Genomic DNA, 20,066 nt, shown 5'->3' on the forward strand with positions numbered 1-20,066 from the left:
TAGGCGTCGACCGTCTCCATCAGCTTCAGGATCGCGTCATGGCCGATCTCGGGGTTCTTGCCCTCGAGCGCGCACAGCGCCGAACCCTTGGTGATCGGAATGTCGTCGCCGGGGAATTCATATTTGCTGAGCAGCTCGCGCACTTCGAGCTCGACGAGCTCCAGAAGCTCCGGGTCGTCGACCATGTCGACCTTGTTCAAGAACACGACCAGCGCCGGCACGCCGACCTGACGGGCGAGCAGAATGTGCTCGCGGGTCTGCGGCATCGGGCCGTCGGCGGCCGAGACCACCAGGATCGCGCCGTCCATCTGCGCCGCGCCGGTGATCATGTTCTTCACATAATCGGCGTGGCCGGGACAATCGACATGGGCGTAATGGCGGTTCTTCGTCTCATATTCGACATGCGCCGTCGAAATGGTGATGCCGCGCGCCTTCTCTTCCGGCGCCTTGTCGATCTGATCATAGGCCGTAAAGGTCGCGCCGCCCGTCTCCGCCAGAACCTTGGTGATCGCCGCCGTCAAAGACGTCTTGCCATGGTCGACGTGCCCAATCGTCCCAATGTTGCAGTGCGGCTTCGTGCGTGAAAACTTTTCCTTGGCCATGATCCTCGTTCCGAGTGGTCACGAGCCCGTCGCTCGCGCGCGGCGAGGCTTTAAGGCTATCGAGGGGATTCTTCAAGGGGGCGCGGCTGGCCCTGGGCTATCCGGACCCGGCTGGGGCGCCGGCAATTCGCAGTTGCATCCGGAATGCGGACCCTAACCGAGTCACCGGCCGTTTGGCGTTGCGCGGACATGATGGCGTGACACACGCTGCAAACATGCGCCTGCCTCTATTTCGTTTGCTCCTTGCCGCCGAACGCGGGACTTCCTTTGGCCGGGAAGTCCATATGTCTCTTGATCTCGGATTTGGGCTCCGGCGCGGTCAATTCGACCGCTTCGCTGATCTGCCGCTCGCGAACCGCATCGACGTCCATGGTTTCCACTTCGCCATCGGAATGCCTGGCCGTGTAGACCCCGACCACGTCCAAAGGCTCGGGGCTCTTGATCACGACGAACCCCTCAAGAAATGCGAAATCGACGCACGCGCCGTTGATCGGGCAGAAATAGCCCGCGATGTCGAAGCAATTCAATTCCGTCGCGCCGTCGGCCTGAAGTTCAGCCTTCTTGAACGGCGTGACGCTGAACGGACCGGGGTCTGACCCGAATTCCGTCGCGAGCGCCACTTTCGCGGCGATGGCGAAGCGTTTCCTGGTCGGGTTATGAATGTTGACGATGGTCCGATAGACGCCCTTCGCCAACGTCCCGTCCTGATGCGGAAACCGCAGCGAACAGACAACTTTCGCGGCATATTGATATTCGGTCTTTATCGTCTCGTTGGATTTCAGCGCCTGCGCGCGTGAACTCGCGGGAATTCCAGCGAAAGCAAGGCTCAGCGCGAGGAGAGCGCCGTTGAAGGCAAGTGCGCGTTTCATAATCCGCACTCCACGAAATATGGGGGTTGCGAAATATCTGTTCTGTCGCCCGACCCAGCCCCAATGCCTTCGGCGCCGAGATTATCGGGCGCCCAAAATAGACCTCTCATCGAACAATCGTTCGCTTAGGCTAACGTGCGAACGCGTGAAATCGTTCCGCGGATAACCGGCCCGACGCCGGATGCCGCGCCTCAAGGCGCCCTTGGCGGCCTATTCAAAATAGCGCCTGCGCGATTTCCCGTCGCCACGTTCATATCATCGCAGCGCGAAGGGTCGGTTTGCGGCCGAGAGATCAGCTACATCCGGAATGACAGGTCACTTCCGTGATCACCGGCGTCGTTTCGCCTACCGTATTGACGTCGATCACGACGTCCTTGCGCTTCCAGCGAAAAATGCAATTGGCGTTCCCCGTTCCGGCGCAAGAGACCGTCTCGGGCCGTCCCTTGCAGCGAGGATCGTCCTTTTGACAGACGAATCCAGCCTCGGGCGCGTGGACAGACTTCCAACCTTTTTTGAGGAGAGCCTTGCGCGCCTTCGCGTAAGGCTCATCCTTTGGGAAGCTCGGAACGTGCGCGAGCGCGCTTGAAGATAAGGACAGCGCGACAAAAACGGCTGTTGCAGCGAAAAGCGCTTTCATAAATTCACTCCTAATTCTGAGAAGGCTTAATTCTTAAAAGCATTCGTATGTTCATAAGGCGGCTCACGCATCCTCAAGAGCCGCCGATAGCATTCGAGCATAATCCAGGAGCCCTCGCCTTGTCTGGCGTTTGTTCAAGCGCCGAGCGATGCCTACGGCCGCGGCTGAAGCTCTGCGCGTTGAAATCGCCGGCGCGCGCGCCAACTGGTTGTGTGGCGGGGCGTAAATGCGGCTTTAAAAATTGCGCTACGATTTCTTCGATGATCCGGTCGATTGGGCGTTCGCCGCCCTCTTCGCCTTGCTCGCCCTCGTCGCGTGGGGATTGCGGCTCTGGGAGCCGTCGATCGGCGGACCGCTCACAAATCTGGCGCTGAACTTCGCCGCGCTGATCGTCGTCCTGCTCGCCGCTCAATATCTGTGGCGCGCCTGGTTTTCGAACTACCCTTTCGGCGTCGGCCCGGCCTGGAGGCGGTTCGCCGCCTATCCGCTGCGCCAGTTCGTCTATGCGGCCGCGGGCCTGCTCATCGTCAGCGGCGGATTCGAAGCGATTTTCAGCGGCGCTTCTTTCGACGTGATGGGCGTTTCGGCCGGATCGCCGGGTTTGGCGGACGTAGGCTTCGCCGCCGTCGCACGCGCATTGAACCAGATCGCCGCCTTCGCGCTGCCGGCCGGATTGATCGCCTATCTCGGCTTCGTCGCGCTGGCCGGACCGGCGCGGCGCACGACGTCGACGGCGCTTGTCGCCGCCGCGCCGCCAAGGATGGCGTTGGCGATTTCGCCGGAATCGGTCCTGATCGGGCAGGATCTTGGCCGTCGCATCCGCCTCATGGGTTGGATGGGATTTTGGCTGGATTTCGTCCTGGCGTTCCTGACCGCCCCGCTCCTCGCCTTTGGCGCGGTTGGCCAATCCATCAGCTCCACCGTCTGGGTCAGCGATCCGATCCATTGGGGCTATTTCGGACTGGGACTCTTATTCGCTTCGCTGTTCCTGGATCTATTTTCGACGATCGCATCCGGCAGGCTGATGCGCGATCCGGCCAGCGTGCTCGGCGCCGACCAGTCCACGGCGCTGTGGTTTTTAGGGGCCGGTTCACTCGTCAACGCGCTCGGCTCGGTCGTCTCGTTCATCGGCGTCGGCTTGAGCATCGCCCTGCTTGTCGCCAAGACCGTTTCGCAGCCGCCGGGAATCGCGATTACCGATCCAGACAGGATCGTACGCGCGCTCGACGTCTTCATCTTAATGGCGAACTTTAACTTGCTACTTGCTCATTTCATTGGGGTTGGAGCTGCGGTCTGGCTGAGTATGCAGGCGCTGAAGGCGCGACATAGGTTCGCTGTCGCATTGGGATGAGGATCGAAAGCCCGCCAAAAAATCGCCCCTGAAGGAACCTCGATCAGCCGCCGCGGTTTAAGCCCCGCTGGGGATTCGACCAAGGAGAATGTCATGACTGATAGCTATGGCTGGTTCGTTCCCGCCTGGATCCTGGGCGCCCCGTTTCTTCTGATGATCGCGGAAGCCGTCCGGTCGGCGAACCGACACGTCCGCTGACTCTGGCCGGCGACAAGCGCCAAGCGCTGTCGCGGCCTTTATTCCTCGTAGACGACTGTGCCTGAGACCACGGTCGTCTTGACCACGCCCTGCAGCAACGCGCCATCGAACGGCGTGTTCTTGGAGCGTGAATGAAGCGTCGCGGGATCGACGACGAAGGGCGCGTCCGGGTCGAAGCGAATGACGTCAGCGGGGGCGCCTTTTTGCAGTCTGCCCTGCCGCAGCCCTAAAATTTCCGCCGGTCGCGACGTCATCGCCTCGAGCAGGCGGATCAGCGTAACGTCGCCCGAATGCACGAGCCGAAGCCCCGCCGCCAGCATCGTTTCGACGCCGATCGCTCCATATTCGGCTTCGGCGAAGGGCAGCCGTTTGGTTTCGACGTCCTGCGGATCGTGGTCGGACACGATGACGTCGATAAGGCCTTCGCCGAGCGCGCGAACGAGCGCTTTGCGTTCATCCTCATGGCGCAACGGCGGTCTGAGCTTGAGGAAGGTGCGATAATCGCCGATGTCGTTCTCGTTCAGCGTCAGATGATTGATTGAAGTCCCGCAGGTGACGGCCAAGCCCTCGTCCTTGGCTCTGCGCAACGCGTCCAACGATAGGGTCGTCGTCACGATCGCCGCGTGATAGCGGGCGCCAGTGAGCGCGACGAGCCGCAAGTCGCGATCGAGCATGATCGCCTCTGCTTCACGCGGCGCGCCGGATAGGCCCAGCCGATGCGCAAATTCGCCTTCGTTCATGACGCCGACGGAAAGATCCGGGTCTTCGGCGAAATGAATGACGAGCGCATCAAAATCCCGCGCATAGGTGAGCGCCCGTCGCATGACCAGCGCGCTTCGCACGGAGCGCGCGCCGTCGCAGAAAGCGATCGCGCCGGCCTGCTGCAGCAGGCCCAGCTCGGCGATTTCCCTGCCCTCGCGGCCTCTGGTCAGCGCCGCCATCGGGGCGACGCGCACGCGACCGGTGTCGCGCGCGCAGCGCAGAACGAAATCGACGACGGCGGGATCGTCGACCGGCGGCGCGGTGGCCGCGGTCGAAACGATGGTCGTCACGCCGCCCGCCGCAGCGGCGAAAGTCGCGCTGGCGATGGTTTCGCGATGTTCCGCGCCCGGCTCGCCGACGAAGGCCTGCATGTCGATGAGGCCCGGCGCGACGACGTCGCCAGAGCAGTCGATGACGCGCGCGCCTTCGGGAGCGTCGCCCTGTCGAACGGATTCGCCGAGTTCCGCGATGACGCCGTCCCTCGTCACCAGACCGCCGCGCATGTCGCGACCCGAGCCCGGATCGATCAGCCGTGCGTTGAGAAAGAACAGCGGCGTTGCAGCTTGTGTCGGCGACATGGCCTCTGCTTAGGCCATTTCTCGTAGGTTGAAAATGCGCCTGGGTCGGGGGTATTGGGGTTGAACTCGTCTCGCCAGCGCCTAGCTACCGCGAGTTGGGGCTGCGAGCGGCGCGTGCCGGGCGCCCCCGGGGGAAAACGTATGCGTTCCCTCAGCCGTCAAGACTCCCCACTCGCGCCAAGCGTCGCGCACGGCGAAGAACGCCCTAATCTGCCGGCGATGATGAACGCCGCCTTCGACGGAATCATTGCGCTCGACGAGCGTGGCGTGGTGCGCTCGATCAGCGCGGAAGCGGCCTCACTGTTCGGCTATGCGCCTGGCGACGTTGTTGGGCGGGATTTCGGCATGCTGACGCCAGAGGCGAACCAGCGCCACCGCGACTTTCTGCGGCGGGGAACGCCAAGCATTCGCCGACAGATCGAAGGCTTGCGCGAGGACGGCTCGGTTTTCAGTGTGGAGCTAGTCGTCAGCGAAGTCGCCTGTGACGGAGAAAGGCTTTTTATCGCCTTGATCCGCGATCTCAGCTCCAGGCGCCGCTTCGAGCAGGGAGTTCAGGAACTTCAGGCGAATCGCCTTGAGTTGATTGAGAATATGGCGACCGGATTGGCGCATGAGCTCAAGCAGCCGTTGACGGCGATCGGCGCCTATCTCAATTTCGCGCGTCGGCATTTGACCGAAAAGGACCTCTCGATCGAGAAGGTCGAGGAGATGTTGGACAACGCCGAAGCGCAAGTCTTCCGCGTCGCCGAAATTATGGACAATCTGCGCCAGTTCATCGCGCGCGGAGAGACGTCGAAAGCTCCCCAAAATCTAAACGCCGTCATCCGAACCGCCTGCGAGTTCACCGATGCGCTCGCCAAGGAGCATCATGTCAAAACCTCAATCGACCTCGAAGCGTCGCCGGACACGGTGGTGATCAACAAGGTTCAGATTCAGCAGGTGGTCGTCAATCTTAAGAGGAACGCGGTCGAGGCGATGCAGAACTGCGAGCGGCGCGAGATGCGGGTGTCGACCCGCCTCGTTGACGGCAACCTCATTCGCGCCGATGTCACGGACACCGGTCCAGGGCTGCCCGAGGAGATCGAAGACAGGCTTTTTGAGCAGTTCACGACGACGAAGCCGCACGGTCTGGGCGTCGGCCTCTCCATTTCGCGCTCGATCATCGAAGCGCACAATGGGAAGATCTGGGCGGAGCCCAACCCCGGGGGCGGAACCATCTTCAGCTTCGTCTTGCCTCTGAAAGATCGCTGACCGGCGGTCAGGCGGAGACGGCGACGCCGCGGATCGGCGACGGAGACTGTCGCCAGCGCTGGCGCAATCAGCACGCTTGCGTCAGCCGAGCCGCGTAAAAAAGCGCCAGGGCCGTTCCGAAAAGCAAGAGATCGTTAGGAGTCATTATGGTTAAGCAGGGATGAACTGCTATTGTCGCGCGTCGCGCATCCGTCCCGAGCGTCATTCGAATCCCCGCCGTTGGGGCCATCTTCAGGGAGAGACGGCGTCGTGTTGACCTTCGAGAATGTCGGGTTGCGCTATGGCGTCGGCGCCGAGACGCTCCGAGACGTGAATTTCCAGATCGAACCGCGTTCTTTCCAGTTCCTGACCGGCCCGTCAGGCGCAGGCAAGACCACCCTGATGCGATTGATCATCATGGCGCTGCGGCCGACGCGCGGGTTGATCAACATCTTCGGCAAGGACACGGCGGCGCTCAGCAATGAAGACGTCGCCGAGACACGCCGCAAAATCGGCGTCGTTTTCCAGGACTTCCGCCTTCTGGATCATCTGACGCTTTACGAAAACGTCGCCCTGCCCTTGCGCGTGCTCGGGCGTGAAGAGTCAACCTATCGCGCCGAGGTGCTCGAACTGTTGCGCTGGGTCGGCCTCGGCGAGCGCGCGCATGCATTCCCAACGGTCCTTTCGGGCGGCGAGAAGCAGCGCGCGGCGATCGCCCGCGCGCTGATTTCGCAACCCAAACTGCTGCTGGCCGACGAACCGACGGGCAATGTCGACCCGACTCTCGCACGCCGGATCCTGCGCCTCTTCATCGAGCTCCACCGATCCGGAACCGCCGTCATTATCGCCACTCATGACTTGAGCCTCATGGACCAGTATGAAGATGCGCGGCGTCTTGTGCTTGCCGACGGCCGGCTTCACATCTTCGAATGAGCAGACGATGGTTCGAATGAGCAGATGGCCCTGATGCGATTTTGGTCCTCGATTCGCCCGGCCGCGTCCGACGTCGATGAAGACGCCGAAGAGATTCCGTCACAAAGCGCGCTGGTGCCCGCCGATTCCGTCGCCGGCCGCTCGCTGGTCATCGTCATCGCGATCATGACGTTCCTCGCGGCGCTCGCCGCTAACGTCGCCATTCTGGTCGCCGACGCCAGCGTCGAATGGCGCAGCGACGTCGCGCGCGAAGCGACCGTCCAGGTGCGTCCGATCCCCGGCCGCAACGTCGAGGCCGATGTCAAGGACGCGGCGGAGGCGATGCGACGAACCCCCGGCGTGCGGGAAGCGCGAGTCTACGCCAAGTCGGAATCCGAGGCGCTGCTGACGCCGTGGCTCGGCGAGGGCCTGAATCTCTCCGAACTGCCCACCCCCCGCATGATCGTGCTGAAGCTCGATGCGGAAAATCGGGCGGATCTCGACAAGTTGCGCATGGAGCTCGAGCGCGCCGTTCCCAACGCCGTGCTCGACGATCATCATGTCTTCATCGAGCGTCTGGGCGATATGGCGCGCGCAGCCGTAGCCATCGCCGCCCTCATCTTCGTTTTTATCCTCGCGGCCATGGCCGTCGCCGTAGCCTCAGCCACCCGCGCCGCCGTCGCGACAAACCGCGAAATCGTGGAAGTGCTCCATATCGTCGGCGCGGCCGACCCGTTCATCGCGCGCGAATTTCAGCACCGCTTCATGGCGCTCGGCTTTCGCGGCGCGCTGATCGGCGGCGGCGGCGCCATCGCTTTTTTCGCCCTGGCGCAGTTCTTCGCGCAGCGGTGGCGCGCGACCGGCGGCGGCGATCAGATGGAGGCCATGTTCGGCGATTTCACAATTGGCCCGAGCGGCTTTGTCGTCATCTTTCTGCTCGCGGGCGGCGTCGCCGCGCTGACCGGCTATCTCTCGCAGTTCATTGTGCTGCGCCACCTGCAGCGGCTCGGTTAAGCGCATTCGCCCAAATCGGCCGCCCCCGATAACATCGGCGCTGAAATAGCCCTATAGTCATATCAGAATCGCGCCTCGCGCGTTCTGGGCAGGAAGCATGGGCGAAGGACCCCAAGATTGACCATTCCCGCACGTCAGAGAGTGAAGAATGGCTAGCGCCGTCCGCAAGGCCGCCTGCGCGATCTTCGCCTGCGGCGCTTTTGTCGCTATGGCGCTCCTCTTGGGTTTCACCAGCTTCGCGCTGTCGCTGCCGCGCGAGGAGTTCTCCATTCCGGTGCAGGCGGAGGGCGTCGTCGCGCTGACCGGCGGCTCGGATCGCGTGCTCGACGCGGCGACCCTGCTCGCCAGCGGGCAGGCGCGACGCATGCTGATCACCGGCGTCAATCCCTCGACCCGCAGCTCCTTGCTGGCGAAAATACTGCCAGTGTCGCGCGAGCTTTTCGACTGCTGCGTCGACCTCGGCTACCAGGCGCTCGACACCGCCGGCAACGCCAGAGAGACGCGCGATTGGGCGCGCGCGCACAATATCACCCGCACGCTCATCGTCGTCACGTCGAACTACCATATGCCGCGCGCGCTGGTCGAAATCTCAGCCGCCCTGCCGAACGTCGAGCTCTATCCCTTTCCGGTCGTCAGCGAACACATCAACGTCGCCGACTGGGTCAGCGATCTTCGCGTCGCCCGTTTTATCGGAAAGGAATATGTGAAATACGTCGGATCGCTGCTGCGCACCAAGCTTTTCAGGGAATCCGAGGAGTCGGAGCCTCCCCCGCAGCTTCGCCACAGCGTCGCATCTGAGTGAAATCTTGTTTCAACGCCGCCTGGCGTCGTAAAAGCGCGCCACGCCCCTTCGCCCAGATCTCGCCCATGCTCCTCCTGCGGTCCCTCATTTTCCAGATCATGTTCTTCCTGAACATGTTCGCGCTCATGATCGTCTGGCTGCCAGGCCTGATGATGCGACGCCAGATCAACCAGGAGCTTGGACGCACCTGGGGGCGCACGAATCTCTGGCTGCTCGACAAAATCTGCGGTGCGAAGATCGACTGGCGAGGTCTCGAGAATATCCCCAAAGGCGCGGTGATCGTCGCCTGCAAACATCAGTCGATCTGGGAGACCTTCGTTCTGCCGATCAGATTTCCTGACTTCAGCTACATCTTGAAGCACGAACTGATCTGGCTGCCCTTGTTCGGCTGGTACCTGCTGGCGGCCGAGCAGATCGCCATCGATCGCGCCAAGGGCGGCAAGCTGCTGCCGCAGCTGATCGCCAAATCGAAGAAGATTTTCGCCCAGGGACGGCAGCTCTTCATTTTTCCCGAAGGCACGCGCCGCCCGGCCGGCGCCCCGCCGCAGTATAAATTCGGCATCGCGCAGCTTTACGCGGCGACCGAAACGCCAGTGCTTCCAGTCGCCGTGAATTCCGGGCTGTTTTGGCCGCGCCGTTCTTTTCTCATCCGACCCGGGACGGTCGTGATCGAATTCCTGCCGCTGATCGCGCCGGGCATGAAGCCGCGCGCCTTTTTCGACACGCTCTCGATGGAGATCGAGGCGGCGTCCGACCGATTGATCGCCGAAGCGCTGGCGAAAGACCCGTCCTTGGCGGAAATCGTCGAGAAGGGCCGTGCAAACGCTCAAAGTATGGCGCCGGCGCAGGAATGAAGGACGCCGCTCCTTCGGACGAACCTAAAGAGTGTCCTGTTGAAGGTTGAGATGCTGCTCGACCCGCCGAAGACGCGCTTCACGTTGGCTGATGAGGACGCCGTGGCCGATCGCGGATGTATGATATTCGATCACCGCTCGGCGCAATCCGACGATCTGCTCGCTTAGGTCCTTGCGCGTTGCATCGATTTTGGCGTCGAGCGACGTCAGATCCGAGGCGACATCGGCGCGCAAGGAGCGCGACTCAGCAGCTATCTCCGCTAGGTCATTCTTGGTGGCCATTTCCGCGCGCATGTCGCGAAGCAGCTGCAGGATCAGATTTTCGGGCGCCTCGGCCAAAATCGGCTACCTTTCACGCGAGCATATTAAGCGGCTCTTTTAAGCTCCCGCAATTATTTACCCGTTTCTGCGCGCGCCTAACCCCGCGCTGTTCCTGTCAGGGCTTGCGGCGCCACGTGCAGCGGATATTCCGCCTCGACGATATACGGCCCCCCGCCCACTGAGTCGCGCGACGAATAGAGCACGAAGCGCTCCGCGGTGAAGCGCAGCGGCGGGAAATAGCCGCGCGCGCCGAGATAAGCGGCGACAGCGCCGGCGCTGGCGCCGCGCAGACGCGCGAGCGTCACATGCGGGATGAACTTGCGTGGTTCGGGCGGCGCGCCGAGCCGGCGAAGCAGCCGCTCCTGCTCCGCCTGCATGTCCATGAGACTTGGCTCCGGCCGCGCGCGCGCGACGATCGCCCGGGGCTTGTCGCCGCCGAACGACGTCAGCTGGTCGAAGGTGACGGTGACTTCCGGACGGCGGATGAAGGACAGCGCATTCGCCGCGTCCCGCGCGAAAGCGTCATCGACGTCGCCGATAAAGCGCAAGGTGACATGATAATTCTCAACGTCGATCCAGCGGCCGCCGGGGATTCCGCCGCGCAGGCGCGCGAGGCTTTCGGCGATTGATCGGGGAATCTCCAGGGCCGTAAACAGTCTGGGCATGACATCCTCCCCAAGCGGGATCGCGCAGCCTCATTGCGCGCGCGAGGTCCTACGCGCCCCCATGGAAACGAGCGTTCTTTCAACATAGGGCGCGAGTTTTTTGACGATCTTCGCAACGCCGGCGGCGTTGGGATGAATGCCGTCCGAGATGAGGAGCGCGGGCGAGCCCCAGACGCCTTCCAAGATAAAGGGCACAAGCGGCGCCTCATGTTTGGCGGCAAGATCCGGATAAACCGAATCGAATTCCTTCTTGTAAGCTTGCCCGTGATTCGCGCTCGAGACCATCGCCGTCAGCACCGGACGGACGCCTTTTTGCTTCAGTATCGCAAGAATCCGATCCAGATTGGCACGCGTAATTTTCGGATCATGCCCGTTCAGCATGTCATTGGCGCCAAGTTCGACGACGGCGATGTCGAATGGCCCGGCGCCAAGGGTATAGTCGAGGCGCGCGAGCCCGGTCGTCGTCGTGTCGCCGGAAACGCCCCCTTGGACGACCTCGACATTATATCCGTCCTCGCTCAGGCGTCTCTTGAGCTGCGCCGGAAGCGAATCTTCGGCGCTGATGCCCGGCCCGGCCGTCAGGCTGTCGCCAAAGGCCAGGATGCGCACAGGTTCGGCGCGCGCGGATGTCAGCGCCATCGTCAACAGGGCCAAGGACGCGAGAGCCGCGGCTTGGAGAGAACGGCGGAAAGCGCAATAAGGCGACGGAACTGCGGGCGTCGAATGCGGCGCATCATTCAAGGTTTTACTCCGTGCTGCGACAAGTCATCGAAGTGGAAGACGTCGATCTCACGCTCGGCGAAGGCGCCGCCCGCGTGCATGTGCTCAAGTCTGTCAGCCTGAGCGTCGCGCAGGGCGAAACTGTCGCTCTTCTGGGACCCTCCGGCTCGGGCAAATCGACTTTGCTCATGACCCTCGCCGGATTGGAGCGACCAGACGCTGGAAGCGTCAGGATCGACGGGCGCGACCTTGGCGCCCTTTCGGAAGACGCGCTCGCGCGTTTCCGCGGAGAAAACATAGGGATCGTCTTCCAGTCTTTCCAGTTGATCCCCACCATGACGGCGCTGGAGAATGTCGCCATTCCACTGGAACTCGCCGGGAAATCAGACGCTTTCGCGCGCGCCGAGGCCGAGCTTGCGGCGGTGGGGCTCGCTGAGCGCCTGGCCCACTACCCGGCTCAGCTGTCGGGAGGCGAACAGCAGAGGGTGGCGCTCGCCCGGGCGCTGGCGCCCGACCCGCTGATTCTCGCGGCGGACGAGCCTACGGGCAATCTCGATTCGGAGACCGGGGCTGCGGTGATCGAACTTATTTTCACGCAACAACGCCGCCGCGGCGCGACGCTCGTGCTCGTCACCCATGATGCGGCGCTCGCCGCCCGCTGCAGCCGACGCGTTCTGCTGCGCTCGGGCCGCATCGAGGCGAGCGAGCGGGCGCCGTCATGAAGCCGATGCGCTTCGCCGCCCTGCCCTTCGCGTTGCGCTTCGCCTTGCGCGACCTTCTCGGCGACCCGCGCGGGTTTGGGGTCTTCATCGCCTGCATCGTCATCGGCGTCGCCGCGATCTCCGGCGTCTCCGGCCTTTCACGCTCGCTGGCGCAAGGGCTCGCGCGGGAGGGCCGAACGATCCTGGGCGGCGACGCCTCCTTCAGCCTCGTCTCGCGGGAGTTTTCGCCGGAGCAACGCACCTTCTTCGAGGCGCGCGGCCGGCTTTCCGAAATTTCGCTGATGCGGGCGATGGCCCGGCGCGACGACGGCGAGGCCGCGCTGGTGGAGATCAAAGCCGTTGATCCTGCGACCTATCCAACGTTCGGCGCGGTCGCGCTCGATCCCGACATGGCTTTGGTCGAGGCGCTGGAGTTACGAGACGGGCTGCCGGGCGTCGCGGTCGATCCGATGCTGCTCGCGCGCCTCGACGCCAAGCTCGGCGACACGGTGATGATCGGCGTTTCGCGCTTTTCGCTGCGCGCGATTCTGCGCAGCGAACCCGACAAGCTCGCGGGCGGCATTGGCTTCGGGCCGCGCATCATGATGACGCGCGCCGCGCTCTCAGGCGCGGAACTGGCGACGCCGGGCTCCATCGTCCGGCATGTCATCCGCGTCACGCTCCGCGAGGGCGCTGACGCCGACCTCAAGGCGTTCGCCACCGACTCTGCGAGCGCCTTTCCGCAAGCCGGATGGGAGACGCGCACACGGGACGCCGTCTCGCCGCAGTTCTCGCGCAATCTCGACCGGTTCGCCCAACTGCTCACCCTGGTCGCGCTCACCGCCCTTGTCGCCGGCGGCGCCGGCGTCGCGAACGCCGTGCAGGGCTTCGTCGAGCGCAAGCGCGCGCAATTCGCGATTTTGAAGGCGCTCGGCGCCGAGGGCTCTCGGGTCTTCAGGATCGCCCTCGCCGAGGTTCTCGCGGCGGCGTCTTTGGCTATCCTGATGGGACTCGTCGTCGGCGCGGCGATTCCCTGGGGCGCGGCGCAAGCGCTGCGCGATCTCGCCGATCTCCCCGTATCGGCGTCGCTCGACGCGCAAGGCGCGCTCTATGGCGCTCTGTACGGGCTGCTCGTCGTCCTCGTTTTCGCGCTTGTTCCCCTCGGCCGCGCCCATGAAGTTCCCGTCGCGGCGCTGCTGCGCGACGACCAGCGGGGCGCGTCGCTCTCACGCTACCGCGCCGGCGCGGCGGCGGCGGCGATCGCGCTCGCCGCCCTGGTCATGGCCACGTCTTTCGACGTGAAGCTCGGCGCGGCCTATGTCGCCGCCGCTGTCGCGGCCTTCGCCCTGCTGCGCGGCGCGGCATGGGTCGCCATGCGGCTGGCCCGCAGCCTTCCGCGTTTGCGTGACGCGCAGCTGCGGTTCGCGCTCGCCAATATCTGGCGGCCGAAAAGCCTGACACCGGCGCTGATGATCTCCATCGGCCTGACGCAAACGCTGCTCATTTCGCTGGCGCTGGTTGAAGGCGCAATTCACAAGGAGCTGGCGCGGGCCGACGCCGGCGAGATTCCCAACTTCTTCTTCATCGACGTGCCGAAGGCGCAAACTGAGGCTTTTGGCGGTTTTCTCTCTGGCGAAGCGCCCGGCGCGCGCATCGAACACGTGCCGATGATGCGCGGGCGGATCGTCGCCGTGAAGGACGCGGCCGTCGACAAGACCGCGGTGGCCGACGACGCCAAATGGGCGCTCGAGGGCGACCGCGGAGTGACGTTTTCCCCCACGATTCCGGCGAACTCCACGCTCGCCGAAGGCGAATGGTGGCCGGCGAGCTACGTCGGTCCGCCGCTCGTATCACTGGAGCAGAAGGTCGCCGAAGGATTGGGCCTGAGCATCGGCGACTCGATCCGAGTCAATGTGCTCGGCAGGGAGGTGACAGCGCAGGTCGCCAATCTGCGCCGGGTGGACTGGCGCAGTTACGCGATCAATTTCATCATGGTGTTTTCGCCCAATGTCTTTGCCGGAGCGCCCTATACCGAACTCTTCACCGTGGCGTACGGCGCGCCGTCCGTGGCGGCCCGCGACGCCAAAGACGCACGCCTCGCGCGGGAGGCGGCGAAACGCTTTCCGAGCATCGTTTCGGTGCGCGTCAAGGATGCGCTGGCAGCGATCGACAAGATCGCCGGACAATTGGCGCTGGCCGCGCGCGCCGCGGCGGGTCTCGCCATTGTCACGGCGGTGCTGGCGCTTGCGAGCGCGCTCGCCAGCGGCCAGCGCGCAAGGCTGCACGACGCGGTGGTGTTGAAGACTCTCGGCGCGGCCCGCCTCTGGCTGGCCACAGCCTATGCTCTGGAATTTGGGCTGGTCGGCCTCGCCGCCACCCTGATCGCGGTCGCCGCCGGATCCGCCGCCGCCTATGCGATGACCACGATCCTCATGAAGATTGATTTCGCCTTCCTGCCCTGGACCACGGCGCTGATCTCGCTCGCGACCCTCGCCATCACCGTTGGCCTCGGCCTCGCCGGGACGTGGCGGGCGCTCTCCCGCCGTCCCGGTCCAGAGTTGCGCCAGCCTTAGAGCGCGTCCCGATCATATGAAATCATGTGATCGATAAGGACTCGCTCAAATCAAAATGGTGGAGCAGGTTCTCATCGAAAAAGTCTGTCAACTTTTTCGGAACCTGCTCAGGCGGAGAGGGAAGGCTCGACGATGAAAGGAAACGCGCCCTCGACGATCGTTCCATCCGTTGCGAGCACACGATAGTCGACTTCATAAAGTCCGGGCTGCAGAACCGGCGTGTCGAGGATCAACTCTTTGGAGGCTTGTTTCTGCGTCGCTTTAGCGATCACCAGGCCGTTTCTGCTCTTGAGCGTTATCGTTGAGATGACGGCGTCAGCCTTCCCCTCAAACACCAGCTTAACTTGACGCACAGGCTTAACGACCCGCTGTCTCGATGCAGGGAAAGATTCGACGAGGAACTGATGATGAGCCAGCCCGGCCGTCGCAGAGCACAAGCCTAGCCCGGCGGCGAGGAACGCCGCCCAAGCGTATCTGATGAGCTTCATTGTCTTTCTCCTGACCGGCGAACCGCCGCCCGCCTCGATGTCTGGAGAAATAACTTCCCACGCGCGATTTGTTCGAGCGCGGGCGTACGCAAGAGCGCGGCGACGCGACGAAAATTCGCGCAAAATTCGCCAACGGCTGCGCCGCCTTGCCCTTTGGGCTGCGCTGCCTTGCCCTTTGGGCTGCGACCTCCTAAAACGCTTGAGCGTCGACGGCCCGCCGGGCGGCGCCTTTTGCGTTATGCGCCAAAATGCGCGACGCGCCGTCAGCGGAACCCAATCTTGGCCGACAAGAACGCCCTCTCCTGGCCGAATTTCGCGGTGTCGATTCTCGGCGGCGTCGCAGCGGCGGTGATCTTCGCCGTCGTCGCGCGCGGCGGCTTTGGCGGGCTCCTCTTAGCGCATCTTGCGCCCCTGCCGATCATGATCGTCGCCTTCGCCTTCGGCCTGATCCACGGCGCGACGGCGGCGATCCTCGCATCGATCATCCTGATCTTCTGGCCGCATCCGGTGATCGGCATGGGATATGCTCTGCTGATCGCGGCCCCGGCCTGGTCCGCTGTCTATGCGGCGCTTGGTGCGCCCCGCGGCGGCCGGGACAGGCTGACGCGCAATCTGCCGGGCTGGGCGGCGCTCGCGCCTGCGACCTTTCTGGCGAGCGCGATCATTCTCTGGCTGATCGTCGCCACTCTCGCGTTCGGATCGCTCGACGAAGCGCTGAATCCGATCCGGGCGCGCGCCTTCATCCTGCTCGACATTATGGTCAAGGAGCGCGACCTTGGCGATAAGATCGATCCGACGACGCTTTCCGGGTCCGTCGCGCGCGCCGTCCCCGCCTTTCTCGCCGGCTATGGCCTGCTGATCCACGTCATCAATTTGTGGCTCGCGGCAAGGATCGCGCAAGCATCCAAGCTGCTCAGCCGCCCCTGGCCGGACATCGCCAATGAATTCCGCCTGCCGAAGCCGGTGGGCGGCCTGTTCCTGAGCGGAATCGCGCTGGTCTTCTTCCAGGGCCTCGCCGGCGCGATTGGACTGGTGCTGGCGACGACCATGGGATTGCTGCTTGCGTTCCAAGGGCTCGCCGTCGCTCATATCTACCTGCGCGGGTCGCGCTCGAGCGCCCTGGTGCTGGCGGTCATCTATTTCACCCTCGGATTTTTGGGGTGGCCCCTGCTGTTTTTCGCCGCACTCGGCGTCGCCGACCTGATCTTCAACTATCGCGTCCGAAAGACGGACGCCGGGCCCACCGCGATGCAAAAACCGGATTGACTTTCGCCCGGTTTTTCTCGACATAGCCCGCAATCTCGGAGAAGTAGCAAAGATGGACGTCATTCTGCTGGAACGCGTGGCCAAGCTCGGCCAGATGGGCGAGACCGTGCGCGTGCGCGACGGCTACGCCCGCAATTTCCTGCTGGCGCGCGGCAAGGCGCTGCGAGCCACGGAAAACAACAAGAAGCATTTCGAGACCCAGCGGGCGCAGATCGAGGCGCGCAATCTCGAGGCTAAGAAAGAAGCCGAAACCGTCGCCGAAAAGCTCAACGGACAAAGCTTCAACATCATTCGCCAGGCGGGCGAGAGCGGCCAGCTTTATGGCTCGGTTTCGGCGCGGGATGTCGCCGAGGCGGCGACGGCGGGCGGCTTCTCGGTCAGTCGCGATCAGATCGTGCTGGTGCACCCCATCAAAACGCTCGGCCTGCACCAGACGCCCGTGCATCTGCATCCGGAAGTCGATGTGAAGATCACGATCAACGTCGCCCGTTCGGAAGAAGAGGCCGAGCGGCAGGCGCGCGGCGAAAGCGCTACGATCCGGGAAGAGACGTCGATGGACGATCTCGGCCTGGAAGTCGGCGCGGCTCTGGCGGAAGCCGGCGACGTCGAGATGTAAGCTCCCATAAGCGCGCACGCGTCCATCCCGGCGGCCCTTCGGCCGCCGGTTTTCGTTTTCCCGGGCCCATCTCTGATTCTCTTCTGAATGCAAGAAGAGTCGGACAGGCGCTGAACGAATCTTTTTCACCATGTGGAAAAGACTCGCTTCTCGCCGCGGCGGACAAAAGCCTATGGCGGCGCCGACGCGTTAATGTATTGTTAACGCGTCTCAGGCTCGCGCGTCGCGTTCGCAGCCCGGAACAGTCTCAAACAAGTCCGATCATCGATGCCACCAATCGAACAATTGGCGGGCCGGCGCGCGTTTCAGGTCGCGCAGCCGGACGCGCCTGCCTATCGCGCGCCGCCGCACAATATCGAGGCTGAGCAAGCGTTGCTCGGCGCGATTCTCGTCAACAATGACGCTTTCGACAGGGTCTCGGACTTCCTGAAGCCCGAGCATTTTTCCGAGGACTTGCACCGCCGCATCTATGAAATCGCGGCGCAGCTCATTCGCGCCGGCAAGCTCGCGACCGTCGTGACGCTGAAGACGTTTCTCGCCGACATCGAGCTTCCAGCCGGCGTGACGATCCAGGCCTATCTTGCGCGACTCGCCGCCGAGGCGACGACGATCATCAACGCCGAAGACTATGGCCGCACCGTTCACGATCTCGCGGTTCGCCGGGATCTCATCGTCATCGGGCAGGACATCGTCAACACGGCCTATGATTCGCCGATCGACTCGCCGCCGCGCGCGCAGATCGAAGAAGCCGAACGGCAGCTCTATTCGATCGCCGAGACGGGTCGCTACGACGGCGGCTTTCAGCGATTTGCCGAAGCGCTCACCACTGCGCTCGACATGGCGAGCAGCGCCTATATGCGCGACGGGCATCTGTCCGGCGTCGCCACGGGCCTGCTCGATCTCGACGAAAAGATGGGCGGTCTGCAAAAATCCGACCTCATCATCGTCGCCGGGCGACCGGGCATGGGCAAGACCGCTCTCGCCACCAACATCGCCTTCAATGTCGCACGCGCCTATCAATCCGAAGCTGAGCCCGACGGCACGCATAAGACGATCAATGGCGGCATCGTCGGCTTCTTCTCTCTGGAAATGTCGGCCGAACAATTGGCGACGCGCGTCATCGCCGAGCAGTCCGGGGTGCCGAGCTACAAGATCCGCCGCGGCGACATCAATGAGGATGATTTTCGCCGCATCGCCGACGCCGCACGGGAAATGCAGAGCATTCCCTTCTATATCGATCAGAGTGGCGGCATCTCGATCGCGCAGCTCACAGCGCGGGCGCGGCGCCTCAAACGGCAGAGAGGCCTGGACCTGCTCGTCGTGGACTATCTGCAATTGCTCGCCGGTTCGCGTTCCCGCAATGAAAATCGCGTGCAGGAACTCACGGAAATCACGACCGGCCTCAAGGCGCTTTCCAAAGAGCTCAATGTGCCGATCATCGCGCTGTCGCAGCTGTCACGCCAGGTCGAGAACCGTGACGACAAGCGGCCGCAACTGTCCGATCTGCGCGAGTCAGGCTCGATCGAGCAGGACGCCGATGTCGTCATCTTCGTCTATCGCGAAGAGTATTATCTGCGTAACCGCGAGCCGCGCGAAGGCACTGAAGAACACATTCAATGGATGGCGGAGATGGAGCGCGCGCATGGTCGCGCCGAAGCGATCATCGGCAAGCAGCGTCACGGTCCGACAGGGACGGTGCAGCTCGCTTTCGAGGCTGAGATGACGCGCTTCTCCAATCTTGCGGACGAGGACAAGCTGCCGGCGCGTATGTGAGAAAGCCCCGCCGCCCTGCGGCGGGGCCTAGCTAGAGCGTCGAAGGCGGCGTTACTTGCTGCCGAGGGTCCAAAGACCCTTGTTCTTGTCGAAGCGGAAGCCCGTTGCGTTCTTCAGCTCGTCCTTGGTGGCGTTGATCGTCAGCCACCATTTGTTGTTGCGCTCAGTGGCGCGGAGATCGCTGAAGGCGACGGCGATGTCCTTTTCGCCCATGCCAAGGAAGCCGCCGACTGAAAGGATAGCCGCGGTGACTTTGCCGCCGCGATCCAGCACGAGATCCTTCACTTCGCCGATTTTGTTCTCCTGCGGATCGTACACGTTCTGGTCATGGATATTCGAGACCAGCAGCGCATTCTGCGGAAGCGTGGTCAGGAAATCCGGCCGGCCCGCTGCGGCCCCAGTGGTCGAACGATCCATCGTCCCGGTCGTTGAGCGGTCCATCGCCCCGGCGGGACGGTCAGTCGTGCGATTCATCTGCTCGGCCAAAGCCGCGCCTGACAGCGTCGCGATAAGCGCGCCTGCGAGGAGGTAGGACTTGAGCATGGCTGTCTCCGGTGCATGTTGTTAGCGCCACACGAACGGCGTTCGTGTGTGTGCCTAGAACAAGCATCGACGATCGATGTTCCAAGCTTCGCGGCAGATATCCAACAGGAGGACAGGCCGCCGCGCGCGTCTGGAACAGTTCAGCCGATCAAATCGGGTCCCACAGACCGGTGGCTTTGTCGAACTTATACGCGAGGGCCTTCTTCAGCAGGTCCTTCGTCGTATTGAGCGTCAGCCAGCTCTTGTTATTTTTTTGGGTGATGGTGATCGCGGATACGGGAATCGCAATATGCTTGACGCCGAGACCGAGAAAGCCGCCGACGTTGAGCATCACGGCGTTTATGGAGCCGTCGGCGGAAAACAGCATGTCCGCAATCGAGCCGAGTTTCTTTTCATTGGGATCATAGACTGGCTGCTTGTACCAGGCGGAGACCACCGAACCATAGACCGGCAGCCTTTCGAGCGGCACGACGACAACGGTTTCGGTTTGAGCCCCCTGCGCGCCAGCCGGAAGCGGCGCGAAAGCGGCGAGAGCGAGCGAGGCTGCGACGAAGACGCGTTTCAGCATAGAAAGAATCCTTTTTGGAACGA

At 63.2% G+C, this 20,066-nt stretch carries 21 protein-coding genes; 11 read left to right on the forward strand and 10 right to left on the reverse strand.

Translation table 11 applies throughout. The features are described from left to right. The 3 genes from IYY11_RS10455 to IYY11_RS10465 form a co-directional block, all read right to left on the reverse strand. On the reverse strand, positions 1-602 hold a 602-nt coding region (locus IYY11_RS10455), incomplete at its 3' end, for a GTP-binding protein (protein WP_196403795.1). Between the two features lie 227 nt (positions 603-829). Next, the gene (locus IYY11_RS10460) at positions 830-1,471 is read right to left on the reverse strand and encodes a Kazal-type serine protease inhibitor domain protein (protein ID WP_196403796.1); all 642 of its coding nucleotides are present in this window, start codon (positions 1,469-1,471) and stop codon (positions 830-832) included. Between the two features lie 292 nt (positions 1,472-1,763). Next, positions 1,764-2,108 (reverse strand): hypothetical protein, encoded by a 345-nt coding sequence (locus tag IYY11_RS10465; protein ID WP_196403797.1) that lies wholly within the window; start codon positions 2,106-2,108, stop codon positions 1,764-1,766. A 241-nt stretch (positions 2,109-2,349) separates the two neighbouring features. Between IYY11_RS10465 and IYY11_RS10470 the strand changes: the two genes are divergently transcribed. Continuing rightward, positions 2,350-3,459 (forward strand): DUF3611 family protein, encoded by a 1,110-nt coding sequence (locus tag IYY11_RS10470; RefSeq protein ID WP_196403798.1) that lies wholly within the window; start codon positions 2,350-2,352, stop codon positions 3,457-3,459. Positions 3,460-3,695: 236 nt separating this feature from the next. Here the strand turns inward: IYY11_RS10470 and pyrC are convergent, their stop codons facing one another. Beyond that, the gene (pyrC, locus tag IYY11_RS10475; RefSeq protein WP_196403799.1) at positions 3,696-4,997 is read right to left on the reverse strand and encodes a dihydroorotase; all 1,302 of its coding nucleotides are present in this window, start codon (positions 4,995-4,997) and stop codon (positions 3,696-3,698) included. Positions 4,998-5,138: 141 nt separating this feature from the next. On the opposite strand from pyrC, the gene IYY11_RS10480 reads away from it, so the two are divergent. From IYY11_RS10480 to IYY11_RS10500, 5 genes are all read left to right on the forward strand, one after another. Continuing rightward, positions 5,139-6,248 (forward strand): nitrogen regulation protein NR(II), encoded by a 1,110-nt coding sequence (locus IYY11_RS10480; protein WP_246719846.1) that lies wholly within the window; start codon positions 5,139-5,141, stop codon positions 6,246-6,248. Positions 6,249-6,497: 249 nt separating this feature from the next. Further along, a complete protein-coding gene (gene ftsE, locus IYY11_RS10485; RefSeq protein ID WP_018408375.1) occupies positions 6,498-7,160 on the forward strand; it encodes a cell division ATP-binding protein FtsE in 663 nt (220 codons plus the stop codon). Between the two features lie 33 nt (positions 7,161-7,193). Then, on the forward strand, positions 7,194-8,153 hold the full coding sequence (locus IYY11_RS10490) for a cell division protein FtsX (protein WP_196403800.1): 960 nt from the start codon (positions 7,194-7,196) through the stop codon (positions 8,151-8,153). Between the two features lie 148 nt (positions 8,154-8,301). Further along, positions 8,302-8,955: a YdcF family protein gene (locus tag IYY11_RS10495; RefSeq protein WP_196403801.1), complete on the forward strand. Its 654-nt coding sequence runs from the start codon at positions 8,302-8,304 to the stop codon at positions 8,953-8,955. A 65-nt stretch (positions 8,956-9,020) separates the two neighbouring features. After that, entirely contained in the window at positions 9,021-9,809 is a 789-nt protein-coding gene (locus tag IYY11_RS10500) for a 1-acyl-sn-glycerol-3-phosphate acyltransferase (RefSeq protein ID WP_196403802.1), read from the forward strand. A gap of 24 nt (positions 9,810-9,833) precedes the next feature. Here IYY11_RS10500 and IYY11_RS10505 read toward each other — a convergent pair whose 3' ends face one another. The 3 genes from IYY11_RS10505 to IYY11_RS10515 all read right to left on the reverse strand — a co-directional run bounded on the left by IYY11_RS10505 (position 9,834) and on the right by IYY11_RS10515 (position 11,434). Next, entirely contained in the window at positions 9,834-10,148 is a 315-nt protein-coding gene (locus IYY11_RS10505) for a hypothetical protein (RefSeq protein ID WP_196403803.1), read from the reverse strand. Between the two features lie 77 nt (positions 10,149-10,225). Beyond that, positions 10,226-10,795, reverse strand: a complete 570-nt coding sequence (thpR, locus tag IYY11_RS10510; RefSeq protein WP_196403804.1) for an RNA 2',3'-cyclic phosphodiesterase — start codon at positions 10,793-10,795, stop codon at positions 10,226-10,228. 30 nt (positions 10,796-10,825) lie between these two features. Further along, on the reverse strand, positions 10,826-11,434 hold the full coding sequence (locus tag IYY11_RS10515; RefSeq protein ID WP_246719848.1) for an arylesterase: 609 nt from the start codon (positions 11,432-11,434) through the stop codon (positions 10,826-10,828). A 113-nt stretch (positions 11,435-11,547) separates the two neighbouring features. On the opposite strand from IYY11_RS10515, the gene IYY11_RS10520 reads away from it, so the two are divergent. Together IYY11_RS10520 and IYY11_RS10525 are read left to right on the forward strand one after the other, a co-directional pair. Then, complete coding sequence (locus IYY11_RS10520; RefSeq protein ID WP_196403806.1) at positions 11,548-12,237, forward strand: ABC transporter ATP-binding protein; 690 nt, start codon at positions 11,548-11,550, stop codon at positions 12,235-12,237. Beyond that, entirely contained in the window at positions 12,234-14,789 is a 2,556-nt protein-coding gene (locus tag IYY11_RS10525) for an ABC transporter permease (RefSeq protein WP_196403807.1), read from the forward strand. Before IYY11_RS10520 ends, IYY11_RS10525 begins: the two co-directional genes overlap by 4 nt. Before the next feature lie 107 nt (positions 14,790-14,896). Here IYY11_RS10525 and IYY11_RS10530 read toward each other — a convergent pair whose 3' ends face one another. Continuing rightward, positions 14,897-15,277: a copper resistance CopC family protein gene (locus IYY11_RS10530; protein WP_196403808.1), complete on the reverse strand. Its 381-nt coding sequence runs from the start codon at positions 15,275-15,277 to the stop codon at positions 14,897-14,899. Between the two features lie 279 nt (positions 15,278-15,556). Here IYY11_RS10530 and IYY11_RS10535 point away from each other — a divergent pair, with 279 nt between their 5' ends. The 3 genes from IYY11_RS10535 to IYY11_RS10545 all read left to right on the forward strand — a co-directional run bounded on the left by IYY11_RS10535 (position 15,557) and on the right by IYY11_RS10545 (position 18,932). Then, on the forward strand, positions 15,557-16,543 hold the full coding sequence (locus IYY11_RS10535; protein WP_196403809.1) for a DUF2232 domain-containing protein: 987 nt from the start codon (positions 15,557-15,559) through the stop codon (positions 16,541-16,543). 52 nt (positions 16,544-16,595) lie between these two features. Further along, positions 16,596-17,159: a 50S ribosomal protein L9 gene (rplI, locus tag IYY11_RS10540; RefSeq protein WP_196403810.1), complete on the forward strand. Its 564-nt coding sequence runs from the start codon at positions 16,596-16,598 to the stop codon at positions 17,157-17,159. Between the two features lie 267 nt (positions 17,160-17,426). Next, a complete protein-coding gene (locus IYY11_RS10545; RefSeq protein WP_196403811.1) occupies positions 17,427-18,932 on the forward strand; it encodes a replicative DNA helicase in 1,506 nt (501 codons plus the stop codon). A 51-nt stretch (positions 18,933-18,983) separates the two neighbouring features. On the opposite strand, the gene IYY11_RS10550 is transcribed toward IYY11_RS10545, so the two are convergent. Together IYY11_RS10550 and IYY11_RS10555 are read right to left on the reverse strand one after the other, a co-directional pair. Further along, positions 18,984-19,475 carry a PRC-barrel domain-containing protein gene (locus IYY11_RS10550; RefSeq protein ID WP_196403812.1) on the reverse strand — a complete coding sequence of 164 codons (492 nt, stop codon included), beginning with the start codon at positions 19,473-19,475 and terminating at the stop codon, positions 18,984-18,986. A 148-nt stretch (positions 19,476-19,623) separates the two neighbouring features. Then, entirely contained in the window at positions 19,624-20,043 is a 420-nt protein-coding gene (locus IYY11_RS10555) for a PRC-barrel domain-containing protein (protein WP_196403813.1), read from the reverse strand. Between the last annotated feature and the right edge of the window lie 23 nt (positions 20,044-20,066).

Source organism: Methylocystis sp. H62 (assembly GCF_015709515.1).
In the GTDB taxonomy this organism is placed as follows: Bacteria; Pseudomonadota; Alphaproteobacteria; order Rhizobiales; family Beijerinckiaceae; genus Methylocystis.